Raw genomic sequence first — 21,911 nt, 5'->3', positions numbered from 1 at the left:
AATATAGGATAGTTATGGACACTTTTCAGGTGATTATATTGGCGCTGATCCAGGGCCTCACCGAGTTTTTACCCATTTCAAGCTCAGCACACCTTATCTTGCCTGCTCAATTGTTGAATTGGGAAGATCAAGGGTTGTCGTTTGATGTGGCAGTCAATACCGGCTCACTGCTGGCTGTGGTGATGTATTTTCGTAAAGAGCTGCTCTCGATGTTTAAAGCGTGGACCGGCAGTATCGTCAGCGGTAAGCAAACGGAAGAAAGTAAGCTGTCTTGGTGGATTATACTGGCGACGATCCCTGCGGTGATTGTTGGTTTTACGGCAAAAGACTTTATTGCAACTCATCTTCGTAATATTGAAGTGATTGCTGCAACCACCATTATCTTTGGTTTATTGCTTTGGTGGGCAGACAGAATGCAACGTCAAGGTTTTACTGAGTTTCAAGTCGGTTGGAAAAAAGCACTGGTGATTGGTATTGCGCAGGCAATGGCGCTTATTCCAGGGACATCACGCTCTGGTGCCACCATTACGGCAGCGTTAATGCTTGGCTTAAGTCGTGAAGCCGCGGCGCGATTTTCCTTTTTAATGTCGGTGCCAGTCAGTTTAGGTGCGGCGATATTAGTGACTAAAGATCTCATTTCCAGTGGTCAAGCTATCGACTATCAAGCGTTAGGTTTAGGCATTATTGTGTCATTTGTCGCAGCCTATGTTTGTATTCACTATTTCTTGAAAATCATCAGCAAAATGGGCATGACTCCGTTTGTTATTTATCGCCTAGTTCTAGGGGCGGTGTTGTGTGGCTTTATCTTCCTTTAAAGCGACTTACACACACTTTAATTACTTATTTATTTTAACAGCGAGCGTGTCATGAACAGTATTTATCTTTGCCCAACTTGCCAATCACCGCTAATGGTGCACGAAGAGTCAAAAGGCATGCATTGTGAAAACAAGCACCACTTTGACAAGAATGAACAAGGCTATTGGTTGTTTGGTCTAGTCAAAAAACCTAAAATAGACTCACGAGCTGTAATGCGTGCTAAGCGTTACGTGCTTGAGTCCGGCATCTATGTACCACTGGCAGAGAAACTGGCTGAGATCATTGCTAACTTGCCTCAGTTTGCTGAAGGAGCGTCATTATCGCAGTTAGATTATGATTGTGGTGAAGGTTACTTCTTAAGAACCGTCAAGGATATCTTGACTGAGCAACAACCTGAAACCGCCTTGGAGCAAACCGGGGTTTCAGAAGCTGAGAATGCCATTTTTGCAGCTGCAAAATCACAAAGTGGTCCGACTTATATTGTTTCAAACTTAAAACATCTACCAATCAAAGATGAAAGTTTTGACCTGATCACCTTAATCGATAAGCCGCTTAAGGGAAAAGAGCTGACTCGAGTGCTTAAACAAGATGGTATTTTGTTGCAAGTGGCAGCTGGTCCTAGACACTTATGGCAAATTCGAGAGTTTATATACCCAGATCTCAGCGAAAAGTCGGTCAGCAATAATCTTCCCAAAGAGCTTGAGTTACTGCAAAGCGAACGTCTATCAATCAGTGTTAAGGTGTCTGGAGAGCAAGCTATCGCACTTCTTGACATGACGCCTTATGCTTGGCGAGCGAATGACAGTATGCGACACCATATACAACACGCAAAGTTTGACTCACTAGAGATAGACTTTGTAATTAACTTGATGACTAGAAAATAGTCTTGGCTCAGGGTAACCTTTGCTTATTCAACCTAATGGAATTATAGATACTGATGATGCGTATATTGCTGTTGTTCATCTTAGCGACTTTACCGTTGTTTTCTTTTGCTAATGTTTATCAAATCCCTCAAGGCGGCAGTCGTTTAGTCGGTGAATTACAAGAGCATGTGGTGCAAAAAGGCGATTACTTCCAAACCATCTCTAAACAGTACAACATTGGTATTTTGGAGTTAATGGAATCTAACCCCGGTGTAGACCCTTTCTTACCTACGCCAGGAAGCCGCTTGTTGATCCCTACGCAAATGTTGCTGCCAGATGTGCCTCATAAAGGGGTGGTGATTAATCTGGCTGAACTGAGGCTCTATTACTTTCCAAAAGGCGGCAAAGAGGTCCATGTCTTTCCTGTCGGGATCGGAAGAGTAGGGCGAGAAACACCAGAGATGGTGACAAAGATTAAATCTCGTATCCCTAATCCAAGTTGGACGCCGCCAGCAAGTATTCGAAAAGAGCATTTAGAGCAGCGTGGCGAAGAGCTACCAAGAGTGGTACTCGCGGGGCCAGACAATCCGCTTGGCAAGTTTGCTATTCAACTATCCTATGGTGACGGTAGCTATCTTATTCACGGTACCAATAAAGATTTTGGTATTGGGATGCGGGTGAGTGCGGGCTGTATTCGACTAAACCCTGATGATATTGAATGGTTATTTGATAAAGTTAAGTACGGCGATTCTGTTACCGTCATTAATCAAGCTGTAAAAATCTCAGCCGAACCTGATGGACAACAATTAATTGAAGTTCACTCGCCATTGTCTGAGTCTGAAGGACAAAGTAGTCGTGTGATTGAGATGAATCGCGATGTCATCGAGTTCATTGGTCAAGATACTGTCGATTACAGTAAAGCCAATGATGCTTTACTCACTCAGCGTGGTATTCCAACCAATATTCAATAGCTTTGAGCTGATGCATTTGACAAGCTTTATTAGGCGTCCATATAGGGCGCTTTTTTATCGCTTAAAAACAGTGAGGAGTTTAACTGTGTTTGAACGTCGAGAGATATTGTGAGGTTAGTGCAGATAAATTTAAGGCTTGGTCAAGTTACCTTGAAACCAAGCCTTGGGTACTAGCTTAATGATTAAGCTAATGCCTCAACGTAATTACTTCTTGTAAGAAGTTGCTACGTTGTCGATGCGGTCGTTAGCACGCTTAGCTTCTGCTTGTGCGTCCATAGCAGCTGCTTTTGCATCATTAATGTCAGCAGACATTTTGCCATGATCAGACTTTAGAGAGCTAACTTCAGCTGAAAGCTGGTCAACTTTGTTACCTAGGTTTGCAACGCTTTCTTCAAGAGCAGTAGTGTTTGCACAGCCACCTAGAAGGGTAGTCATTGCTACACCAGCAATCAAAAGTATTTTGTTATTCATCGGGAATTCCCTTTATTTAGGTTGGATTTAATTAGCACAGCTGCACATAACAACTGAGCAGCTTAATTATGTCATAGACAAAAAAATTTGCTATGAATTTTAATGCTAAGCTCTGAATACCTTAGCGAATAATTGCTCAATTGCAAGCTAAGTGCAATTTAAATGCTAATTCACACAATCATAATCTTAGACTATTAATATCAATCTAAGCTGAGTTTTTATTTTCGCCTTAATTTGGCTGATTGTTTTTGAGTGCTTGTACCGCTGCAATTCGCTTGATAGTAAGTTGTTGCTTAATGTCCGCACCTTTAAAACCATCATCAATAATGGCCTTTACTGCCACATTCGATGCGGCATCAAAACACGCTTGTATGTAGTCAGCCTGAGGATACTCATTTAGCTCAAAACCTTTACGACCCTTAGCATCGGCTTCACAACTGAGTAAGAGCTGCTCTATGCGTTGCGGTTTACGCCAAAAATCTGCTTTGTCGAACAGCTTAACGATGGTGTCAGCCCTAAGATCCATCGCATTATGGATGTTTTGATGTTGGTCGCTGACCAGTAATGCCAGATCGCGGTATTCATTTGGCACTCTATAGCGATGACAAAGCGCTTTAATGAGGGGCAATCCTTTTTGTCCATGACCATAATGTTTTGGTAGCGATTCTTTAGGGCTCAACGCCTTACCGAGATCATGTAGTAGTGCGGCAAACCTTACAGCATTGTCATTAGACAGCTTGGCGGCTTGCTCAAGCACCATTAACGTATGGATGCCAGTGTCAATTTCAGGGTGCCATTGTTCAGGCTGTGGTACGCCAAAAAGCGCATCAATTTCTGGGAATAAAATACTCAAAGCACCGCAGTCTTTTAATACGCTGAAGAAGACTTGTGGCGCATTGCTCGATAATGCTTTGTCGAGTTCAATATAAACTCGCTCAGGCGTTAAGGCCTCGAGTTCACCACTTTGGCTGATCTTTCTCATTAACTCGAGAGTCTCTGCTGCAATGGTAAAACCCAGAGCATGAAAACGGGCGGCGAAACGGGCAACACGCAGTACGCGAAGTGGATCTTCTACGAAGGCATCGGACACATGCCTTAATATACGGGCATTAAGATCGGCAATCCCCAAGTACGGATCATATTGGTTTCCGTCACTATCTTGGGCAATGGCATTAATGGTCAGGTCCCTGCGGAGTAAGTCTTGCTCTAGGGTTACATTAGGTGCAGCATCCACGCTAAAGCCCCCATATCCTGCCGCGGTTTTTCGCTCGGTTCTGGCAAGGGCATACTCTTGTTGGGTACTGGGGTGTAGAAATACCGGGAAGTCCTTACCGACTTGCTTATAACCCAAGGCCAACATCTGCTCTGGCGTGGCACCCACCACCATATAGTCACGATCTTTTATCGGCAGATTTAGCAAATTATCGCGGACAGCGCCGCCAACGAGATAGATTTTCACAATAAAGCTCACTTATGGACATAAGTAGCAGTTTAGCATGGATAAATCGTTGTTCGCTGTCAAAATAGGCGACAACTTGAACCGATAGACCTCTTACTTTAGCCGCTTAAGTACTCGCAAGTTTTGACAACTGATCTGCTTGGCTTTAACGTGAGTGTAATTTATAGATTATTGTCAAAGCGTATAGAATTAAGCTGATAGGTTAGTGGCACTCAAAGTGTTATGTTGCAGTCATTCAAACGTTTTCTAAACAGCAGAGTGATTAACGGCCCAATCGGCGGTTTAGCTCCTCTAACAAGGATTAAAAGCAGTATGTATAAGGCTTTTTTTGGGTTGAAAGATAACCCTTTCTCTATAGCACCAAACCCACATTATCTGTTTCTAAGCGATCGCCATAGAGAAGCGTTAGCACACCTGACCTACGGATTAGGTGAAACCGGTGGCTTTGTGTTGCTGACGGGGGAGGTGGGTACCGGAAAAACCACTGTGTCGCGTTGCTTACTCAATCAACTGCCCGAGAACACAGATACTGCCTTTATTCTCAACCCTGCTTTGACGGAGTTAGAGCTACTGGCGACGTTATGTGATGAATTAGAGATAAGTTACTGTGAATCTCCAAGCCTTAAACAACTGACGGACCGCATCAGTACATTTTTGCTTAATAATCACAGTAACGGCCGTAATACAGTACTTATTATTGATGAAGCGCAGCACCTTAAAGCGGAAGTGCTTGAACAACTTAGGTTATTGACTAACTTAGAAACCGATACCAAGAAGTTATTGCAGGTGATTCTAATTGGTCAGCCAGAGTTACAGCAGCTGCTTAAACGGCAAGAGTTGCGCCAGTTAGCACAGCGAATTACCGCTCGCTACCACCTATTGCCGTTAACGCTCGAAGAGGTTGCACTGTATGTTCAGCATCGACTGCAAGTGGCTGGTCGACATGAACCTTTATTCCATAAAAGTGCTATTAAGACGTTACATAAGCACAGTGATGGCATCCCCAGGTTAATTAACCTGTTGTGTGAGCGTGCGTTAATGGCCAGTTATGCGCAATCTAAAGTGCCGATTGATAAAAATATGATCAATATGGCATCGCGAGAAGTGTTAGGTGAAGAACCTGAAAAGAAAAACATCTGGCTTCCCATCGGCGTAGCGGCATCAATAATATTGACTTTCTCGGGGGCGTTTTACCTCTTTAGCCAATCGGCAAACGACACCACAAATTCAGAACTTAATCGTTTCCCAGCTTCAGCCTCTAATGATAGAAGTACCAGCCGCGAGGTCGATACCACAACAGCAACATTGAGCAGCAGTCAGCGAGTACTCAAAAATGCGATGGCACAAAGTCGTGATATCGACACCGCTTATGCCAGTATCTTAGGCTTGTGGGAGAAAGCGCCTTATATCGGTCTATCCGCCTGTCAATCTGCGCAGCAACAAGGCTTGTCTTGTTATCAGCAGCAGGGTAACTGGAATTCGATAGTGAGGTTAAACTTCCCCGCCGTTGTTTACCTTGTCGATGAGCAGCAACAAGCATTTTATGGCACTGTTGTCGCAAGACAAGGTGAGCAGATGTTACTGCAACTTAATGAGCAACAGTTGTGGGTTAAACGAGACTGGTTTACGCGACACTTTAGCGGTACGTTCGAAATACTTTGGCAAGCACCTCACAATCAAGTCAGTGAAATTGGTAAGTCTGCCAATCAGGCTCAATTGCAGTGGTTAGAAAATAGTTTAGCCATTGTGACAGAATCATCACCTCGATTAGTGTATCAGTTTGACGGCCAGTTAGAGCAAGCAGTAAAAGCATTTCAGCGGCAACATGGATTGGCGGCTGACGGTATTGCCGGAGCACAAACATTGGTGCAGTTAAACCTCTACTTAAGTGATGTCGGACCTCGTTTAGGTCAATCTAAGAGGTTGTATTAATGTCAATTTTACTCGATGCTGTGACGAGAGATAAACAGCAGTCTCAAGGTATCCAACATGATGTTGTAATGACGCCTAGAGCCCAATATAAGACGGTTAGCCATGAGCATCAAATGGCTAAACGCGCCGTGGTTTTTGCAGCTTTACTGTTACTTAGCGTTGCGTTAGCGTGGTTGTTGAGCCAAATGTTCATGGTAGAAAACAATAATAACGATAACGTCGCTAATCAAACGTTTGCAATCGCACCGGAGCAGAACCAACCGAATACACCGCTCAATATTGCATCAGCGGCGGGTCGTCAGTTTGAGGCTAATGACGCAAGTGTAAAGCTTGCTGGCAAAGTCGCGTTACCTGTAGCAAGGGCAATGCCTAACAGTGGACCTCAAGCCCGTCAAACATCGTTTGTACCCGCTGGCAGAGTGACAACGTCGAACGATGCAGAAGGTAACGATTTACTCGCGGCAGTACTTAAAGCGCAACAGAGTGTTGAAGCGGACGAGAGTCCTGCCGAAGTTAAGCCGCAAGCCGTTAGCAATCAACCCGATCCGATTATATTGGGCGCTAATGCTAATCAACGTGGTCAAGATATGTTGGCATCACTGCAATACGAAGTTGATCTTGCAGCTGCAGACGTTGGTTTAGATTCAAAGCCGAAACCACAAAATGACAATAACCTCGTTGCCGCTTTTGAAGCTGCGCTTAAAGATATCGAGCGAGAAAACGCATTTGCCACTCCGGTGACTCAGCCAGCATTAGACCCTATCCCTACCACGCCAAAAACGGATAGTATTCCTAAGTACGGGCAGTTACCCGCAGGCTTGCAGTTACAGGTACCAGAATTTTCTATTAATGCGCATGTATACTCAAGTGTTGAGGACAATCGCTGGTTGAATGTGGATGGCGCTGAACTGCAGCAGGGCGATAAGATCCAAGGTAAACTCACGATTGTAGAGATTAGACCTCGAGATGTGGTGTTGTCGATACAGGGCACCGAATTTAAGGTCCCTGCAATTTAGGTGAATCTACTGACAACTGTTCTTCGAGCAGTATCGTGACTAAAAAGGCCTAACAATCGTTAGGCCTTTTTAGTGCGTATCACTTTCTGTTGTTGGTCGTGCTAGCCGTAGAAATGGTAAGCCAACAGTAAGGTCAGTGCGTAGCCGACGGAATAACATAGGGCTAGAGCCGGCACATATTTAAGATAGCTAACAAAGGTCAGTTCTTTTACTTTACTCATGGCGATAATGCCGGCCGCTGAGCCGATAACAAGTAAAGATCCGCCAACACCAACTGAGTATGTCAGCCCTAACCATTCCGGTGTATTAAGCGCGGGTTCGGCTTTTAATAATGCCGCGGTTAATGGCACGTTATCAAGTAACGCAGAACCAATACCGGCAACAAAGTTGGAGATGTTAGGGTCAAACTGAGTATAAACCTGAGTTAATAGATCCAAGGTGCCAATCTCTTTAAGCATGCCTACAAGCAGTAAAATTCCTAAAAAGAACAACAGGGTGTCGTATTCAACTTGACGGATATACTCCAGGATCTGCAGCTCCTCTTTATTGCTGCGTGTTGTATGCCCAACAAGGAACATCACCGACAGTCCGGTTAAAAAGGTAAGTACTGGAGGGATCCCAAATAATATGTTTAACACCATTGTCATTACAATCGTGGTAAAGAAGATGACAGCGATACCGATATCAACTGAGCGAACCTCTGTTTTAATGGGTGTCGTACAGACTTCGCCTTCAGCTTTAAGTGAAAATAGCACTGCTAGCAGCATGACGCTAACCGCAGCTGGTATAGATAGCATCAGAAGTTCTGACATATGGACATGGCCACCAAGAAAGATCATCAAGGTTGTCACATCACCTGTGATAAGCGCGACTCCACCCGAGTTAACTGCAAAAATGATGAGCACGGCCATGCGTCTACGTATGTTCTTTTCTAGGTTGAAAGTGGTGAGTAAGCCCAGAGAAACGAGCGTTGCGGTCACGTTGTCGCAAATAGCGGAAAGTACCAGTGAGAACAATGCCACTTGCAGCATTAACATGCGCACCGATACACGTTCAGGAAATAGCTTTTGCACCAGTACTTGGATCATTCCTTTGGCATTGAGATACGCAACAAAGGTCATGGTAGACATCAGAAACAACCATAAGGTGGCAATTTCCAGCAGATTTTCGTTTAGTTGTTCTTCGACTAACTTTTCATGGCTGGGATCTCCCGCGGCCATAAAGAGCACAATCCAAGAGATACATCCAAAAAACAGAGTGGTTTTAGCTTTATTTAGATGGGTAACTTCTTCAAACACAATACTCAACAACGCGAGTACAGCTAGCGATATTAAAAATGCGTACAACATAGGGCTACTCACAGACAGATTTTTATATTGGATACTGAAATCAGTACAGGCTTGCTCTAATTTAAGGTTTGTTTAAGCTTTCCTTGCTAGAGCGCGGCGATCAGACCACAGCATAAATAAGAACGCAACTGTTATCTGGATCAAAGTTATTGCAGAAACGTGAGCTTAACACTGTGGATTTTGTATAACTTAGTGTTAACCGCTGACTTGTTATTAATGTGTAGCGACAATGACTGTTTTTTCGTGGTTAAAATACACGCAGTAGATAGCTTAACTAAGAGAGATTGAATAAGAAATTATTGCCATTAAGCAAAAACCTGTACTTGAATTTATATAACGGAAAATAGGCATGGTCAGATGATGGACTTTATAGTTAAAACTTATACCCGTTGTATTAAAAGTTCGACCATTATGTGGGAATTAAAAGCCCTGTAGGCAAGATGGGGCATTGAAACTAATCGTTATACTCGGCTCTGGCATCCTTGGTAATAGCTCCATGCATGACTCGCTATAATTGCTCTACCTTCGTCTATCCGCGGACTCGTATCTCCTGGATCTGACCGCCAAGGAGGGCGGGAATGTCTTATTTTGTATGGAACAAAATAGACCACTTAATCGTATATCGAAAACCGACAACGAAGCTTAAAGGGCTTTGCCATTTACTTTAAACGTCGGCCGCACTCGTTAAGCGACTCTGATTTTCCACTTCTGCTTTGCATTGGCTTAAACGGGAATAACCATTGCTTCACTAATGCGTCTTGAATTGAAAAGTCTGAGGTGCTCTGAATGGGTCAAATACTTAGTGCTGTGGCTACGATATAAGAGGATGCGAAAGCATCCTTTTTTATTATCTAAAATTAAGCCCATAAAAAAGGAACACCTAGGTGTTCCTTTGACGTTAACTAGGGTCTATAACCTTAGCTGTATGCGTTAAGTCTAGCCTTTTGCCATTTTTGCAAAAACGCGATCAGCAGCAGCAAGCGTTGCTTCCAGTTCTGCTTCACCATGAGCCAGTGACATGAAACCTGCTTCATAAGCGCTTGGTGCTAAGTAAATGCCTTCATCGAGCATGCCATGGTAAAACACTGGGAATTTCTCAGCATCGCACTTGGTCACTTGCTCAAATGAGGTCACTTGCTCTTCTTCTGTAAAGAAGAAACCAAACATGCCGCCAACGTAGTTGATTGCCATTGGAATGCCGTGCTTGTTTGCAGATGCTTTAAGGCCTTCTGCAACATACTGTGTCTTAGCGGCGAGTTGCTCGTAAACACCGTCTTCACAAAGCGCGTCCAATTGTGCAAGACCTGCAGACATTGCTATTGGGTTACCTGACAGTGTCCCTGCTTGATAAACTGGGCCAGTAGGCGCAATAAACTGCATCACATCTTTACGGCCACCAAAAGCCCCCACTGGCATGCCGCCGCCAATCACTTTACCAAGTGTTGTTAGATCCGGTGTTACGCCGTAGTGACCTTGTGCGCCGCCCTTAGAGACACGGAAACCCGTCATTACTTCATCGATAATCATCAATGCACCGTATTGGTCACAGATTGCACGTAGGCCCTGTAAGAAACCTTCAACTGGTGGAATGCAGTTCATGTTGCCAGCAACAGGCTCAAGAATGATGCAAGAGATGCTATCTGGATATTGCTCAAATAGTGCCTTAACCGAATCAAGGTCATTATAAGTTGCCGTTAAAGTGTGCTTGGCGAAATCTTCAGGAATACCAGGAGAGCTTGGCTGACCTAAAGTGAGTGCACCTGAACCTGCTTTTACGAGTAAGCAGTCAGCGTGGCCGTGGTAGCAGCCTTCAAACTTTAAAATGTTGTCACGGTTAGTAAAGCCACGTGCTAAACGGATAGCACTCATAGTGGCTTCAGTACCTGAACTCACCATACGAACTTGTTCCATTGAAGGCACCATTTCGATGACTTTTTCAGCCATAGTGACTTCAAGTTCAGTTGGCGCACCAAATGATAAGCCGTTTTCAACCGCAGCAAGTACTGCTTGACGAATTTTTGGGTGGTTATGTCCCAAGATCATTGGGCCCCAAGAGCCAACATAATCGATGTATTTTTTACCGTCGGCATCAAAGATATATGCGCCATCGGCTTTTTCAATAAAACGTGGAGCACCACCAACACTACTAAATGCGCGGACTGGAGAGTTAACGCCGCCTGGAATGGTTTTTTTAGCCTGTTCAAAGAGTTCGTCGGAACGGGTCATTTTAGATCCTTAAAAGTCAGTAGCTTGATTAAAATTCAGCTTTTCGTGAATACCAATTAACTGGGCGCTCATATTGCTCTAATTGAGAGTCAACACCAAGCGTCAGTGCAAACAGTGCCATACGAATTAATAAACCGTTATCAGCCTGCCTAAAGATGGCGAGGTTAGGGTGGTTATTAAGATCGTTATCCAGTTCATTTGCTTGCTTACGAGAATCTCGTGGCAGCGGATGCATGATCACTGTGTTCGATTTACAATGTTTTGTATAAATACTTTGGTTTAATCTAAATTTTCCACGGTATTTATTTGCTTCATCTTGCGAAGGGAAGCGCTCTTCTTGAATACGCGTTAGATAGAGTATATCAGCGCGGTCTAAATTGCCTTCAAGTTGATCTGTTATTGTGATCGTATGCCCAGCATTTTCAATGTCATTGATCACATAGTCAGGCATTGCTAACTCTTTCGGTGACACTAACGTGAAGCTGACATCCTTATACATACACAAGAGTCGAGAAAGTGAATGCACTGTGCGGCCAAATTTCAGGTCGCCTACCATAGCGATATGCATGCCGCTAATATCACGCCCACCTGCAGCGAGCTCTTTTTGAATGGTAAACAGGTCTAGTAATGCTTGAGTTGGATGCTCGTTTGAGCCATCACCACCATTGATGACTGGAACACGACTGCCCTCGGAAAATTCTTTAACTGAAAATGCTTCAGGGTGACGCATCGCAATCACATCTGAGTAGCTCGATAGCACTCTGGCGGTATCATATAAGGATTCGCCTTTTGACAAAGAGGATGACGCCATACCCACGGTTTCATTCACTTTGCCACCGAGCAAGCTAAACGCGCAGCCAAAGCTGATGCGAGTACGCGTACTTGGTTCAAAGAAAAGATTGCCCAATACAGCTCCATCTAAGACGGTGGTGCGTTTTTGTCTTAAAGCATAAGGGGTCATTCGGGTGGCAACGTTGAATATGTTCTGTACGGAATCCAAACTAAGTTGGTTTACCGAGAGGATATGTGAACCTTGAAACTGAGTCATCAGCCTATATTTCCAATTTCTGGGGGGCTTTATAGCAGGCGATAAATCGCGGCTAGTGAGCCCTAAATTTATGTAGGGTGGCTGAGGCGGCACTATAGCAAAAATTCTGTTGCAGTGGAATATGCGCGCAATTGAATATGCTCACCTAAATGTTTACAGTTGGATGGGTTTTCGACCCAAAATGACCGTTAATATCGTCGCAATTTGAAGATGTCGGCCGTGCTGATGATCAGATTGAAATAATGAGGTCACATTTTAGAGAACTAATTAAGTTCCCATGAGTTTAGGGGCTGCTGATCTTTCGAGCTTGGTTTTTGTTCGATTCTTTACCGTAAGGAATAATTATTTTAGTACAAGGCTTGAGCGATGATTTAGCAACCTAAGCGAAAAGCGCGTAACGCACTCTAGTTGTAAAAGACTAAAAGTATTGAAACGAACCCTAAGGGCCGCGCTTCTTGGCTATTTTTACGGTGTTGTAGGCTATTTGTGGAGAATGACTAAACGACATAGCCTACGCCTTGTTAAAATAGCCAATAAACTGCGGCAAAAACAACCGTGAAAGATCTACAGCCACTATGTATATGGTTGTTAGCACTTGCTAAATCGTTTGTTGCAGGGTAAAACTGCGCAATAGTTTTAGGCGTTTTGATTTAAAGACATAGATCTGGAAGGTTAAATTTGGACCATATAATTTGGAATGTAGACCCTGTAGCGATTAGCTTTATGGGGCTTAAAGTACATTGGTACGGCATTATGTTTGCGCTAGCGATAGCCTCGGGCTTTCAGGTAATGAAGCGTATATATATAAAGGAAAAACTGCCGGTAGAGTCGCTGGATAACCTACTGATGTATTGCGTTGTCGGCATTATTGTTGGTGCGCGTTTAGCGCATTGTCTATTTTATGACCCTGCTTATTACTTCAGTCATCCAATGAAAATTTTCGCGATATGGGAAGGTGGGTTAGCCAGCCATGGTGGGGGTGTTGGGGCTATTTTGGCACTCTACTATTACCAGCGTCAGGTTAAGCTACCCTTCTTGTTTTTACTCGATCGCTTGGCAATAGCGACCGCTATCTTTGGCTTCTTCGTGCGGATGGCCAACTTTGTTAATTCAGAGATCTTGGGCTTGCCGACAGATGCACCGTGGGGAATTATTTTTGAGCGAGTTGATATGCTACCTCGCCACCCAGCGCAGCTGTACGAAGGGATAGCCTACTTATTAATATTTGTGTTGTTATGGGCGGTTTATAAGCTGACTGAGATGAAGCAGAAGCACGGCGCTATCTTTGGTTTGTTCTTGGTATTAGTCTTTAGTGCGCGATTCGCTATCGAGATGGTCAAGGTTAAACAAGCCGTTTATGCTGATGCATGGACATTTAGCGCGGGGCAACTGTTGAGTATTCCATTCTTGCTCGTTGGTGTTGCACTGTTAGTACTGCCTTATGTGCGTAAGCGTAAGGGATGATGAACGGCTAAACTTAAGTCTTGATTAGAGATAAAAGAAAGCCATTAGCGTTAAACGCTAGTGGCTTTTTTAATGTCTATTGATTTCGTTATTAAAACGGTAGTGTAAAGCCGATAGTGGCGGTGCGCCCCATGCCTTTGAAGTAACGTGTGTCTGTACCGACAGTCTGTGAGTAGTAAGTGTAATAGTCTTCGTTGAGCAAGTTCTGGATCCCGATGCTTAGGGTGCCGTCGTAGACTGGAATAGCGATAGATGCATCAACCGTGGTGTAACCATCAAAGTTGGCGTACACATCGTTATCCGCGTTTTTAAAGTCTTTATCCATATAGTAATTTGCTTGTACTCGGGTAGAGATATCGTTGTCGTAGTTATGGGTCCAAAATAGGTTAATACGATTGGGTGACATGTTGGCACCATCTAGATCAGTATCTACGCTTTGATCATTATTAGAATCGTACTCGCCATTTTGGATTGCGATATTAACGCCCACATCATCATGATCGCCTAGGTAAGCGGTGATGTTCGACTCGATGCCTTCAATAACACTCTTTTCGCGTTTAATCACGAACGAGCCGCTGCCATCGCCTTTTTCGACCATGCGTGAGCCGTAATCACTCGATGAGCGGTAATAAGCGATTTTGGCTGAGAAGTTGTCACCTTGGTAATCGGCACCAAACTCAATATTGTCAGTCACAATAGGCTCTAGCGCTAAGCTATCTTCAATACTTGGGTTCACGCCTTGAAAGTTATCGCCGTCTCTGAGTACGCGTCCAACGTCTGGCATACCAAAGCCTTGGTTGTAGCTGGTGTAGATCCGTAGCGCGGAGTTCAGTTTATAAGAAACGCCGATATTAAATAGCGTTTCGGTAAAATCGGGTGAGCCACCCTCGATGTGTTTGTCACCGTAACCGTATAACGTTTTGTAATCATCGACATTGAGCTTAGCGTATTCATAACGCACGCCACCCGATAGGGTTAGATTGTCGATGATGTCGTAATCTATTTGCGCGAAAGGCGCAATGTTATCGTAGGTGCTTTCAGGTACCCAAGAGGCGCCACTGACCACCATATCTTGCTCAGTTGTGTCGCGGAAGACATCCAAGCCGTACGCAATACTGACACCAGAATCGGCGATGTTTTTGGCCAGCATTGATGCTTTCATGCCCCATTTAACTGACTTATTACGCGATTGCTCATAGTAGAGAGACTCGCCGTTGGTGCCAGTGCCACAGACTGTGACCTGATCGCTGCCTTCCATGCTTGGGTCGTAAAAGCTCGCCCAACAACCACCACCGTAAACCGCTTCAAAATTTTGATTGAAAAACTGTAGGTTTAGCTGCTGACCGCCAATGTTTTCATGGATATAGGTCAAGCTAGTGGTGGTGACTTGATTGTTGGCTGCTTCCCAAGGCTGGTCTTGTTCGATTGCGCCAGTAGGCACGTCGTTTTCTTTATCGCCTTTAACGGCCATATAGTTGCCGTTGTTTTCCATATTGTAATGGTTAACCATTAGCTCCAATCGAGACTCATCGAAATCGTGGCCAAGTTTGATAAAGAAATCGGCACTTTGGCTGTCCATCGACTCGCCTTGAGTGGTATCAACCCCAATCATGTCGTCGTTAGCATCGTAATAAACACCGTTATTGCGGTAACTGACAGAACCAATCATGTCTAAGTTTTCTGATTCACCAGAAAAGGCATAGCTGGTACCAAAGCTAATGCCATCAACGTCTAGGCTGTTAGGCACACTGACATCAAAACTTACTTGGTGCTCATTGTCGCCGGTGGGTTTTTTAGTGATGTAGTTGATGATGCCGCCTTGGGCACCTAAACCATGCATGGCGTTGGCACCATGAATAATCTCAATGCGCGCGATCATTGCGGGATCAATCGTCTGCCCTGAACGACCGCCGCTGCGCAGTGGATTCGATTGCGGTACACCATCTATCATGATTAACGGGGCTCTGCCACGCAGTGTCTCACCAGTATTGCTCATTTTTTGGCGGCTTGGAGAGAAGCTCGGCGCTAAATTGCCAATGATGGTTGAGAGGTCTTTAGTGGTACGAAACTGCTCTTCTAATTGCTCTTGGTCGATGATGGTAACAGTATTAGGAATTGAGCTGACAGGCTTATCCATTCGACTAGCGGTGACGGTGATGATTTCTATATCTTCATCTTGAGCCTGAGCAATATGTGGCAGTAGTGTAGCTGAAATCGACAGTGCGACTAAAGAGGTCTTAAACTTCATGATAGATCCCGTAAAGCGGAGACACCGTAATAAATCAATCCCTTCCCTTGGTGTAGCAATCCTTTAAGGTGTGTTAACCGCGCATTGTAAATGATAATGATTATTGTTGATGGCGATTATGTCGAAGCCCATTTCTGCTGTCTATGTAAAGTTCAATTAGTTTAATGCAAATGATAAGGATTGTGATTTAGATCTAAGTTATGACTTTCTTTGAATGGTTTTATAACGTTAGTGGATGAATTTTAGGCGTTTAAACCCGAGGGCTGGGCGAAATTATATGTGAAATTAAACACAAATTTACAAAGGCTCTGTCGTTAAAGCGAGTGCTAAGTTGAGCTTTCAAATTGAAGCCAATAACTTGTATGCTAACTGGCATCTTTCCTTGCAACTGAAATAACAGGCCTCTAATGAGAAATAGCCTAATTTTTATTATATTGTCGCTCGCACTGCTGCTACAAGCTTGCCAAGAACCCAAAGTGACAGCATTGTCGAATAACGCTACCGTTATCGCATTCGGTGATAGCCTAACAGCAGGTGTAGGGGCGACAAAAGGGATGGATTATCCTAGTCAACTGGCAAATATGAGTGGTCTAAATGTGATTAATGCAGGGGTGTCGGGAGAAACAACTCGTCAAGGTGCTAAGAGGTTGCCTAGCGTATTAGCAAAACACTTGCCTGAACTACTCATTTTGCTTGAAGGTGGTAATGACTTTCTCAGAAATCAGTCTAAAGCGAGCACTAAAGCTAATTTGGCAACCATGATTGAACAAGCTCAATCACAAGGGGTGACAGTATTGTTGGTAGCGGTGCCTCAAAAAAGTCTGTTTCTATCACCATCGCCTATTTATGCTGAATTGGCAGACGAGTATCGATTAGTGCTCATTGAGGACGTACTCAGCGACTTACTGAGTCGTTCGAGTCAGAAGTCAGATGCCATCCATCTTAATGATAGTGGCTACTTAGCACTCGCCAAGTCCATACTTGAAAAGATAAACCAGTGATAAATCATGGTAAATGATGCCGTAGGCAGTATTATCAGTAAAAATTAGCTGAGGAATACTCAACGTACATTGGACTCCTGACTGAGTCGCTGAGGACTTTAGCAACAGCCAGCGAATAAAACAGACTAATTACTTGGATTTGTCGCACTAGTGCAGTCTTTATTTGGACTGTTAATCGAATCACAGATTTATTCACTGAACGAAATTAAATGCGCATTAGATGGCTGAAACTTGGTAAGCTAGGGAATGAGGGCTTGGCCCCAAATACCAATGGCTAAGAGCTTTAAGCTGATTGCGTATATCAATAAATATAATAAAAGGTTTAACGCTTGAAATGACAGATCTTGAGCAGCAGGTATTTACTCAAGTACGCGCTATTATCAGCAATGAAGAGCAGGTAATTGGCCGTAGAGGGATACTTATCCCGTTAAAAAAAGCCATCATTGCTGATGGTGATATTCGAAATGTGATTGATATTGTCTCGTCAGATCCGGCGTTATCGGCGCACTTACTGTGGCGCAGCAGTACGGCGAATCAAATCTCGGCCTCATCCATAAAGAATCGTTCATTGAAAGATGCTTTAGTGAGACTAGGGCAGGTGAACATCTATCGTTATGCGTTTACCTTTTATTTGAAAGAAAGGTTAGATGAGCTAAAAGAGCCATATAAAAAACTAGTTCATGGTTACTGGGCACTGACTGAAGCCGTTGCAACAGAGGCTGTTGATAGCCTACATCAAATGAATAGCTTTGATATCAGCCCAGATGAAGTGCAAACATTAGCATTATTTAGCGTATTTGGTGACATCATCGCGTTGACTGCGTTTGCTTATTTAAACCATGATAACGATAAGCCCTACTCGCTTAGTGTGCTTAAAGCCGTTATTGAAAATCAGCAACAAACGTTGACGATGGAAGCTTTCGAATCATTGGGGCTCGATGAAGAGTTACGTGATGAGTTTTTGATCGCACATAATTTACGCCAAACACATAATGCTGCTTCACCAGGATTGGTGCTTCGGCGCACGCTCGCTAAAAGAAAGCTATTATTGCGACCGTTATAGAACATAAAAAAGCCTGCTGTTAGCAGGTTTTTTTTATGAGTAACAGTATTAAATCGTTAGTCGAGTTTCTGTTGATAAATCCCTTCCTTTGCCACCATCTCTAGCCAATGCTGCGCTAAACGTGCACTAGCCCCATTTCTGCGATAAGCACCAAACAAGGGTCTTTTTAACCCTTCGCTACCCAATTTAATGCTAACGAGGTTTAAGCCGTGGCTTTCGCTAATAGACCAGTTTGGTAACGCAGCAATACCATCTTTACACGCGATGCGTTGTAGTAACATCATGGTGAGATCACACTTAATCACCGGCCCTGCTTGAATGCCCGCAGGTTCCATGAAATGGCGATAAATATCCAAACGTTCTAGCGATACTGGGTAACTTAAAATAGGTAAGTTTTCGAGTTGTTTCGGGGTGACATATTGCTCTTTTGCAAGCGGGTGATCGCTGGACACAACAAGTCGCACTTCAAAGTCAAAAAGATGTTGGTAAGCAATTGCTTGTCCTGGTACCGGATCTGACGTTAACACCACATCCAGTTCCCCTAATTCAAGCGCGTTGAGAGAGTCGAAAAGATGGCGACTCGAAAGATCGAGATCGGCCTGTGGATACTCCTGTCTGAATTGCTCCATAACGGGCATTAGCCAGCGAAAACAGCTATGGCATTCAATACCGACACCAAGTTTGTTATCGCCCTCTTCAAGTCCCTTTTTGAGGTCAAACTCAGTTTCAATGACTTTAGGTAAAATATCTTCTGCCAGATTTAACAATCTGGCACCTTCTTGGGTGAAAGAGAGAGGCTTGCTTTTTCGCACAAAAATGGACGAATTAATCCTGGTTTCAAGTTCTTTGATCTGATGAGACAGTGCCGACTGTGTGACAAAGCGTTTCTTGGCAGCTCCAGCGAGGCTGCCGCTTTCCTTAAGGGCTACTAATGTACGTAAATGTCTAAGCTCTATCATTTTATCCTCAGATGAAATTTTCTCATGTTGCTCTTGAATTCATTTCGATTGCGATGAAAGAGACTATCACAATAAACTTCTAGACGTCCAGACATCCTGATGGATATTGGAATAATGCTATTCAGATGAGCGTATGCCTGAATTTTGCTCATCTTAACACTAGAAGGTATACAGTATGCAATTAAATAGTTTGGGTTTCCCTAGAATAGGTCGGTTACGTGAATTGAAGTTCGCTGTCGAGAAGTATTGGAGAGGAGAGAGCAGTCAAGATGATCTACTTGATATTGCTAAAGAATTACGTGCAACACACTGGCGCTGGCAGGCTGATGCTGGAGTCTCATTAATCCCGGTTGGGGATTTTGCATATTATGATCAGATCCTTAATTTGAGTGCCACTTTAGATGTGATCCCCGTTCGTCACCGCGGTGAAAATGGGATAGACCTAGACACTTTGTTTCGCGTCGGTCGTGGCCGAGCGCCAACAGGAAAAGACGCTCCCGCTGCAGAAATGACCAAGTATTTCAATACTAACTATCACTACATCGTGCCGGAGCTCACCGAAAATCAACAATTCGGTATTGGCTATGAACAAATATTTGAAGAGGTCTCAGAAGCACAGGCGTTAGGCTATCAAGCCAAACCGGTACTGCTTGGGCCTGTGTCATTTCTTTACTTGGCAAAAACGGTCGATAGTGAGTTTGATAAACTGTCATTGTTGCCAGCGCTATTAATCGCCTACGGTAAAATATTGGCTCGATTTACGGCGCAAGGCGTTGAATGGGTGCAGTTAGACGAACCTATTTTAGCGCTCGAGTTAGATAGTCAGTGGACCGAGGCGATTACTCAAGCTTATCAAGCGCTAGCAAGCAGTGAAGTGAGTATTCTACTGGCAAGTTATTACGGTAGCATCGCCCATCATCATACATTGGTGGCTAAGTTACCCGTAGCAGGGTTACATCTTGATCTTGTTAGTGGACCCGAGCAGCTCGCGCCATTTGTTGACACGTTAAGAGCAACACAGGTGCTATCCGTTGGTGTCATCAATGGCCGCAATGTATGGGCGGCAGAACTGGACCATATTGCAGAATCTATCTCAAATGTGGCCAATGATCTTAAGCAGCGACTCTGGTTAGCACCTTCATGTTCATTGCTGCATAGCCCTGTCGATTTGGAAGTAGAAACCCAATTAGCGCCAGAATTGAAACAGCAACTTTCTTTCGCAAAACAGAAACTCTCTGAACTGAGCAAACTTAAGCAGTTGTTAATAGATCCTAATTCAACACAAAGCCTTGAGATTGTTAAGCAGTGTGTAGCGCGACGAACCGTTAGAGCAAAAGCGGCTAATCAAGATGTCATTGCCAGAGTTGCAGGGTTAAGCGCGGCTGATTACGAGCGTGATGATGTATTTACAATACGTCAAGCAGTGCAAAGGCAGAAATATAAACTGCCGTTATTACCCACGACGACGATTGGAAGCTTTCCTCAAACCCCTGCTATTCGTGGTTTACGAGGTCGCTGGCGTAAAGGAGAGATCACACTAGAAATCTACAATGAGCAATTACGCCAAGTCACCAAAGATACGGTTGAACGTCAGCTAAAGCTTGGTCTTGATGTATTAGTGCATGGTGAGGCTGAACGTAATGATATGGTGGAATACTTTGGTGAGCAGCTTGATGGTGTCGGCTTTACGCAATTTGGTTGGGTACAAAGCTATGGCTCTCGCTGTGTTAAGCCGCCGCTTATTTATGGTGATGTATCGCGCCGCAGTGCTATGACGGTTGAGTGGGCTGAATTTGCTCAAAGTCTGACTGAAAAACCGGTGAAAGGCATGCTAACAGGTCCGGTAACCATCCTGCATTGGTCATTTGCCCGAGAAGATATCAGCCGTGAACAGATAGCGACTCAGATTGGTTTGGCGATTCGTGATGAAGTGGTCGAGTTGCAAAATTCGGGGATTGGTATTATTCAAATCGATGAACCTGCGTTTCGTGAAGGCTTACCGCTTAAAAAGAGTGATTGGCAGCACTATCTTAACTGGGCGGTTAATGCCTTTAAATTAAGCGCAGCAGGTGTGGTCAATGACACCCAGATCCACACGCACATGTGTTACAGCGAATTCAATGAAACCATCGCCGCAATAGCTGCAATGGATGCGGATGTTATCACCATTGAAACCTCACGTTCACGGATGGAGTTGCTGAACGCATTTGAAGATTTCAATTATCCGAACGAAATTGGTCCAGGCGTTTACGATATTCATAGCCCGAACACTCCGTCGGTTGATGACATTGTGGCATTAATGGAAAAAGCAGTGCAAAAAATCGATGTGCAGCAACTGTGGATTAACCCTGATTGTGGTCTTAAAACGCGTACTTGGGATGAAGTTGAGCCAGCGTTAATCAATCTTGTTGAAGCCACCAAGATCCTCCGTAGAAAATTAAACTAAGAGGGCTATATTTATCCTCAATAATAGCTCCAATGACACTCAACTTCAGTGAGTGTCATTGGACTCAAATTGAACTTAATTACATCGAGACAAAGTTATTTCTATATCTTGATGAACTAAATCTGCTAAAGCTCGGTCTTATCTGTTATTGGCGCATGACGCTGGTGATAATCGATAGTTCTGGAGTTCGTTATTCGCTTTTTTTGCAAAAAACAAACCACTAATAATGGAGTCGTCATGGTTTTTACTGTGCTGATTTTTTTATGTTTGATGCAAAATAGTCGAATATTTCATACTATCAATCAGATTATTAGCCATGATGTGCCGCAATTCAGCACGCAGAGTTGGACGGCAGAACAATCTTTGGATGAATTAACCGTAAAGGCTTGTGAGCTATCTGCAAAATCTTTACGGGTTTGCATGGATGAACCGAATCTAAGCCTTGTATTGCTATTGCTGTTTTTCATTCCAATGTTACCTATCGTTTTCCGCCAATTGCATTGGGTTCTTGATGTTCCGATTCTGCCTAAACCACGGCGAATACACCTCTTTTTTTGTCGTTTTCAAGAGTAACGTATA

At 43.9% G+C, this 21,911-nt stretch carries 17 protein-coding genes; 10 read left to right on the top strand and 7 right to left on the bottom strand.

Annotation, left to right across the window (positions count from 1 at the left end; translation table 11 throughout):
- Positions 1–14 precede the first annotated feature (14 nt).
- From CXF83_RS18465 to CXF83_RS18455, 3 genes are read left to right on the top strand one after another with little or no spacing between them, the layout of a single operon-like run.
- Positions 15–815: an undecaprenyl-diphosphate phosphatase gene (locus tag CXF83_RS18465; RefSeq protein WP_101092975.1), complete on the top strand. Its 801-nt coding sequence runs from the start codon at positions 15–17 to the stop codon at positions 813–815.
- A 51-nt stretch (positions 816–866) separates the two neighbouring features.
- Positions 867–1,700, top strand: a complete 834-nt coding sequence (locus CXF83_RS18460) for a putative RNA methyltransferase (RefSeq protein WP_101092973.1) — start codon at positions 867–869, stop codon at positions 1,698–1,700.
- A gap of 53 nt (positions 1,701–1,753) precedes the next feature.
- On the top strand, positions 1,754–2,650 hold the full coding sequence (locus CXF83_RS18455) for a L,D-transpeptidase family protein (protein ID WP_101092971.1): 897 nt from the start codon (positions 1,754–1,756) through the stop codon (positions 2,648–2,650).
- 204 nt (positions 2,651–2,854) lie between these two features.
- Here CXF83_RS18455 and CXF83_RS18450 read toward each other — a convergent pair whose 3' ends face one another.
- Both CXF83_RS18450 and CXF83_RS18445 read right to left on the bottom strand, forming a co-directional pair.
- Complete coding sequence (locus tag CXF83_RS18450; RefSeq protein ID WP_101092969.1) at positions 2,855–3,121, bottom strand: Lpp/OprI family alanine-zipper lipoprotein; 267 nt, start codon at positions 3,119–3,121, stop codon at positions 2,855–2,857.
- Positions 3,122–3,350: 229 nt separating this feature from the next.
- Positions 3,351–4,580 (bottom strand): multifunctional CCA addition/repair protein, encoded by a 1,230-nt coding sequence (locus CXF83_RS18445; protein WP_101092967.1) that lies wholly within the window; start codon positions 4,578–4,580, stop codon positions 3,351–3,353.
- Positions 4,581–4,892: 312 nt separating this feature from the next.
- Here CXF83_RS18445 and CXF83_RS18440 point away from each other — a divergent pair, with 312 nt between their 5' ends.
- Together CXF83_RS18440 and CXF83_RS18435 are read left to right on the top strand one after the other, a co-directional pair.
- On the top strand, positions 4,893–6,512 hold the full coding sequence (locus CXF83_RS18440; RefSeq protein WP_101092965.1) for an ExeA family protein: 1,620 nt from the start codon (positions 4,893–4,895) through the stop codon (positions 6,510–6,512).
- The gene (locus tag CXF83_RS18435) at positions 6,512–7,528 is read left to right on the top strand and encodes a general secretion pathway protein GspB (RefSeq protein WP_101092963.1); all 1,017 of its coding nucleotides are present in this window, start codon (positions 6,512–6,514) and stop codon (positions 7,526–7,528) included. The genes CXF83_RS18440 and CXF83_RS18435 overlap by 1 nt, the downstream gene beginning before the upstream one ends.
- A 101-nt stretch (positions 7,529–7,629) precedes the next feature.
- On the opposite strand, the gene nhaD is transcribed toward CXF83_RS18435, so the two are convergent.
- The 3 genes from nhaD to CXF83_RS18420 form a co-directional block, all read right to left on the bottom strand.
- Positions 7,630–8,877, bottom strand: a complete 1,248-nt coding sequence (gene nhaD / locus CXF83_RS18430; protein ID WP_101092961.1) for a sodium:proton antiporter NhaD — start codon at positions 8,875–8,877, stop codon at positions 7,630–7,632.
- Between the two features lie 936 nt (positions 8,878–9,813).
- A complete protein-coding gene (hemL, locus tag CXF83_RS18425; protein ID WP_101092959.1) occupies positions 9,814–11,103 on the bottom strand; it encodes a glutamate-1-semialdehyde 2,1-aminomutase in 1,290 nt (429 codons plus the stop codon).
- A 28-nt stretch (positions 11,104–11,131) separates the two neighbouring features.
- Positions 11,132–12,151, bottom strand: coding sequence for an aspartate carbamoyltransferase (locus CXF83_RS18420; protein WP_101092957.1), 1,020 nt, complete (start codon positions 12,149–12,151; stop codon positions 11,132–11,134).
- A gap of 678 nt (positions 12,152–12,829) precedes the next feature.
- Between CXF83_RS18420 and lgt the strand changes: the two genes are divergently transcribed.
- Positions 12,830–13,615, top strand: coding sequence for a prolipoprotein diacylglyceryl transferase (gene lgt, locus CXF83_RS18415; protein ID WP_101092955.1), 786 nt, complete (start codon positions 12,830–12,832; stop codon positions 13,613–13,615).
- Positions 13,616–13,706: 91 nt separating this feature from the next.
- Here lgt and CXF83_RS18410 read toward each other — a convergent pair whose 3' ends face one another.
- Positions 13,707–15,863: a TonB-dependent receptor gene (locus CXF83_RS18410; protein WP_101092953.1), complete on the bottom strand. Its 2,157-nt coding sequence runs from the start codon at positions 15,861–15,863 to the stop codon at positions 13,707–13,709.
- A 407-nt stretch (positions 15,864–16,270) separates the two neighbouring features.
- Between CXF83_RS18410 and CXF83_RS18405 the strand changes: the two genes are divergently transcribed.
- Positions 16,271–16,864, top strand: coding sequence for a GDSL-type esterase/lipase family protein (locus CXF83_RS18405; protein ID WP_101092951.1), 594 nt, complete (start codon positions 16,271–16,273; stop codon positions 16,862–16,864).
- Positions 16,865–17,198: 334 nt separating this feature from the next.
- Positions 17,199–17,927 (top strand): HDOD domain-containing protein, encoded by a 729-nt coding sequence (locus CXF83_RS18400; protein WP_101092950.1) that lies wholly within the window; start codon positions 17,199–17,201, stop codon positions 17,925–17,927.
- 56 nt (positions 17,928–17,983) lie between these two features.
- Here CXF83_RS18400 and CXF83_RS18395 read toward each other — a convergent pair whose 3' ends face one another.
- Positions 17,984–18,886: a LysR substrate-binding domain-containing protein gene (locus CXF83_RS18395; protein ID WP_101092948.1), complete on the bottom strand. Its 903-nt coding sequence runs from the start codon at positions 18,884–18,886 to the stop codon at positions 17,984–17,986.
- Between the two features lie 175 nt (positions 18,887–19,061).
- Between CXF83_RS18395 and metE the strand changes: the two genes are divergently transcribed.
- Positions 19,062–21,332 carry a 5-methyltetrahydropteroyltriglutamate--homocysteine S-methyltransferase gene (gene metE, locus CXF83_RS18390; protein WP_101092946.1) on the top strand — a complete coding sequence of 757 codons (2,271 nt, stop codon included), beginning with the start codon at positions 19,062–19,064 and terminating at the stop codon, positions 21,330–21,332.
- A 237-nt stretch (positions 21,333–21,569) separates the two neighbouring features.
- Positions 21,570–21,905, top strand: a complete 336-nt coding sequence (locus CXF83_RS18385) for a hypothetical protein (protein ID WP_101092944.1) — start codon at positions 21,570–21,572, stop codon at positions 21,903–21,905.
- Positions 21,906–21,911: the final 6 nt, after the last annotated feature.

The sequence above is a fragment of the Shewanella sp. Choline-02u-19 genome (assembly GCF_002836205.1).
GTDB lineage: Bacteria > Pseudomonadota > Gammaproteobacteria > Enterobacterales > Shewanellaceae > Shewanella.
This window is presented reverse-complemented; position numbering and strand designations above follow the sequence as displayed.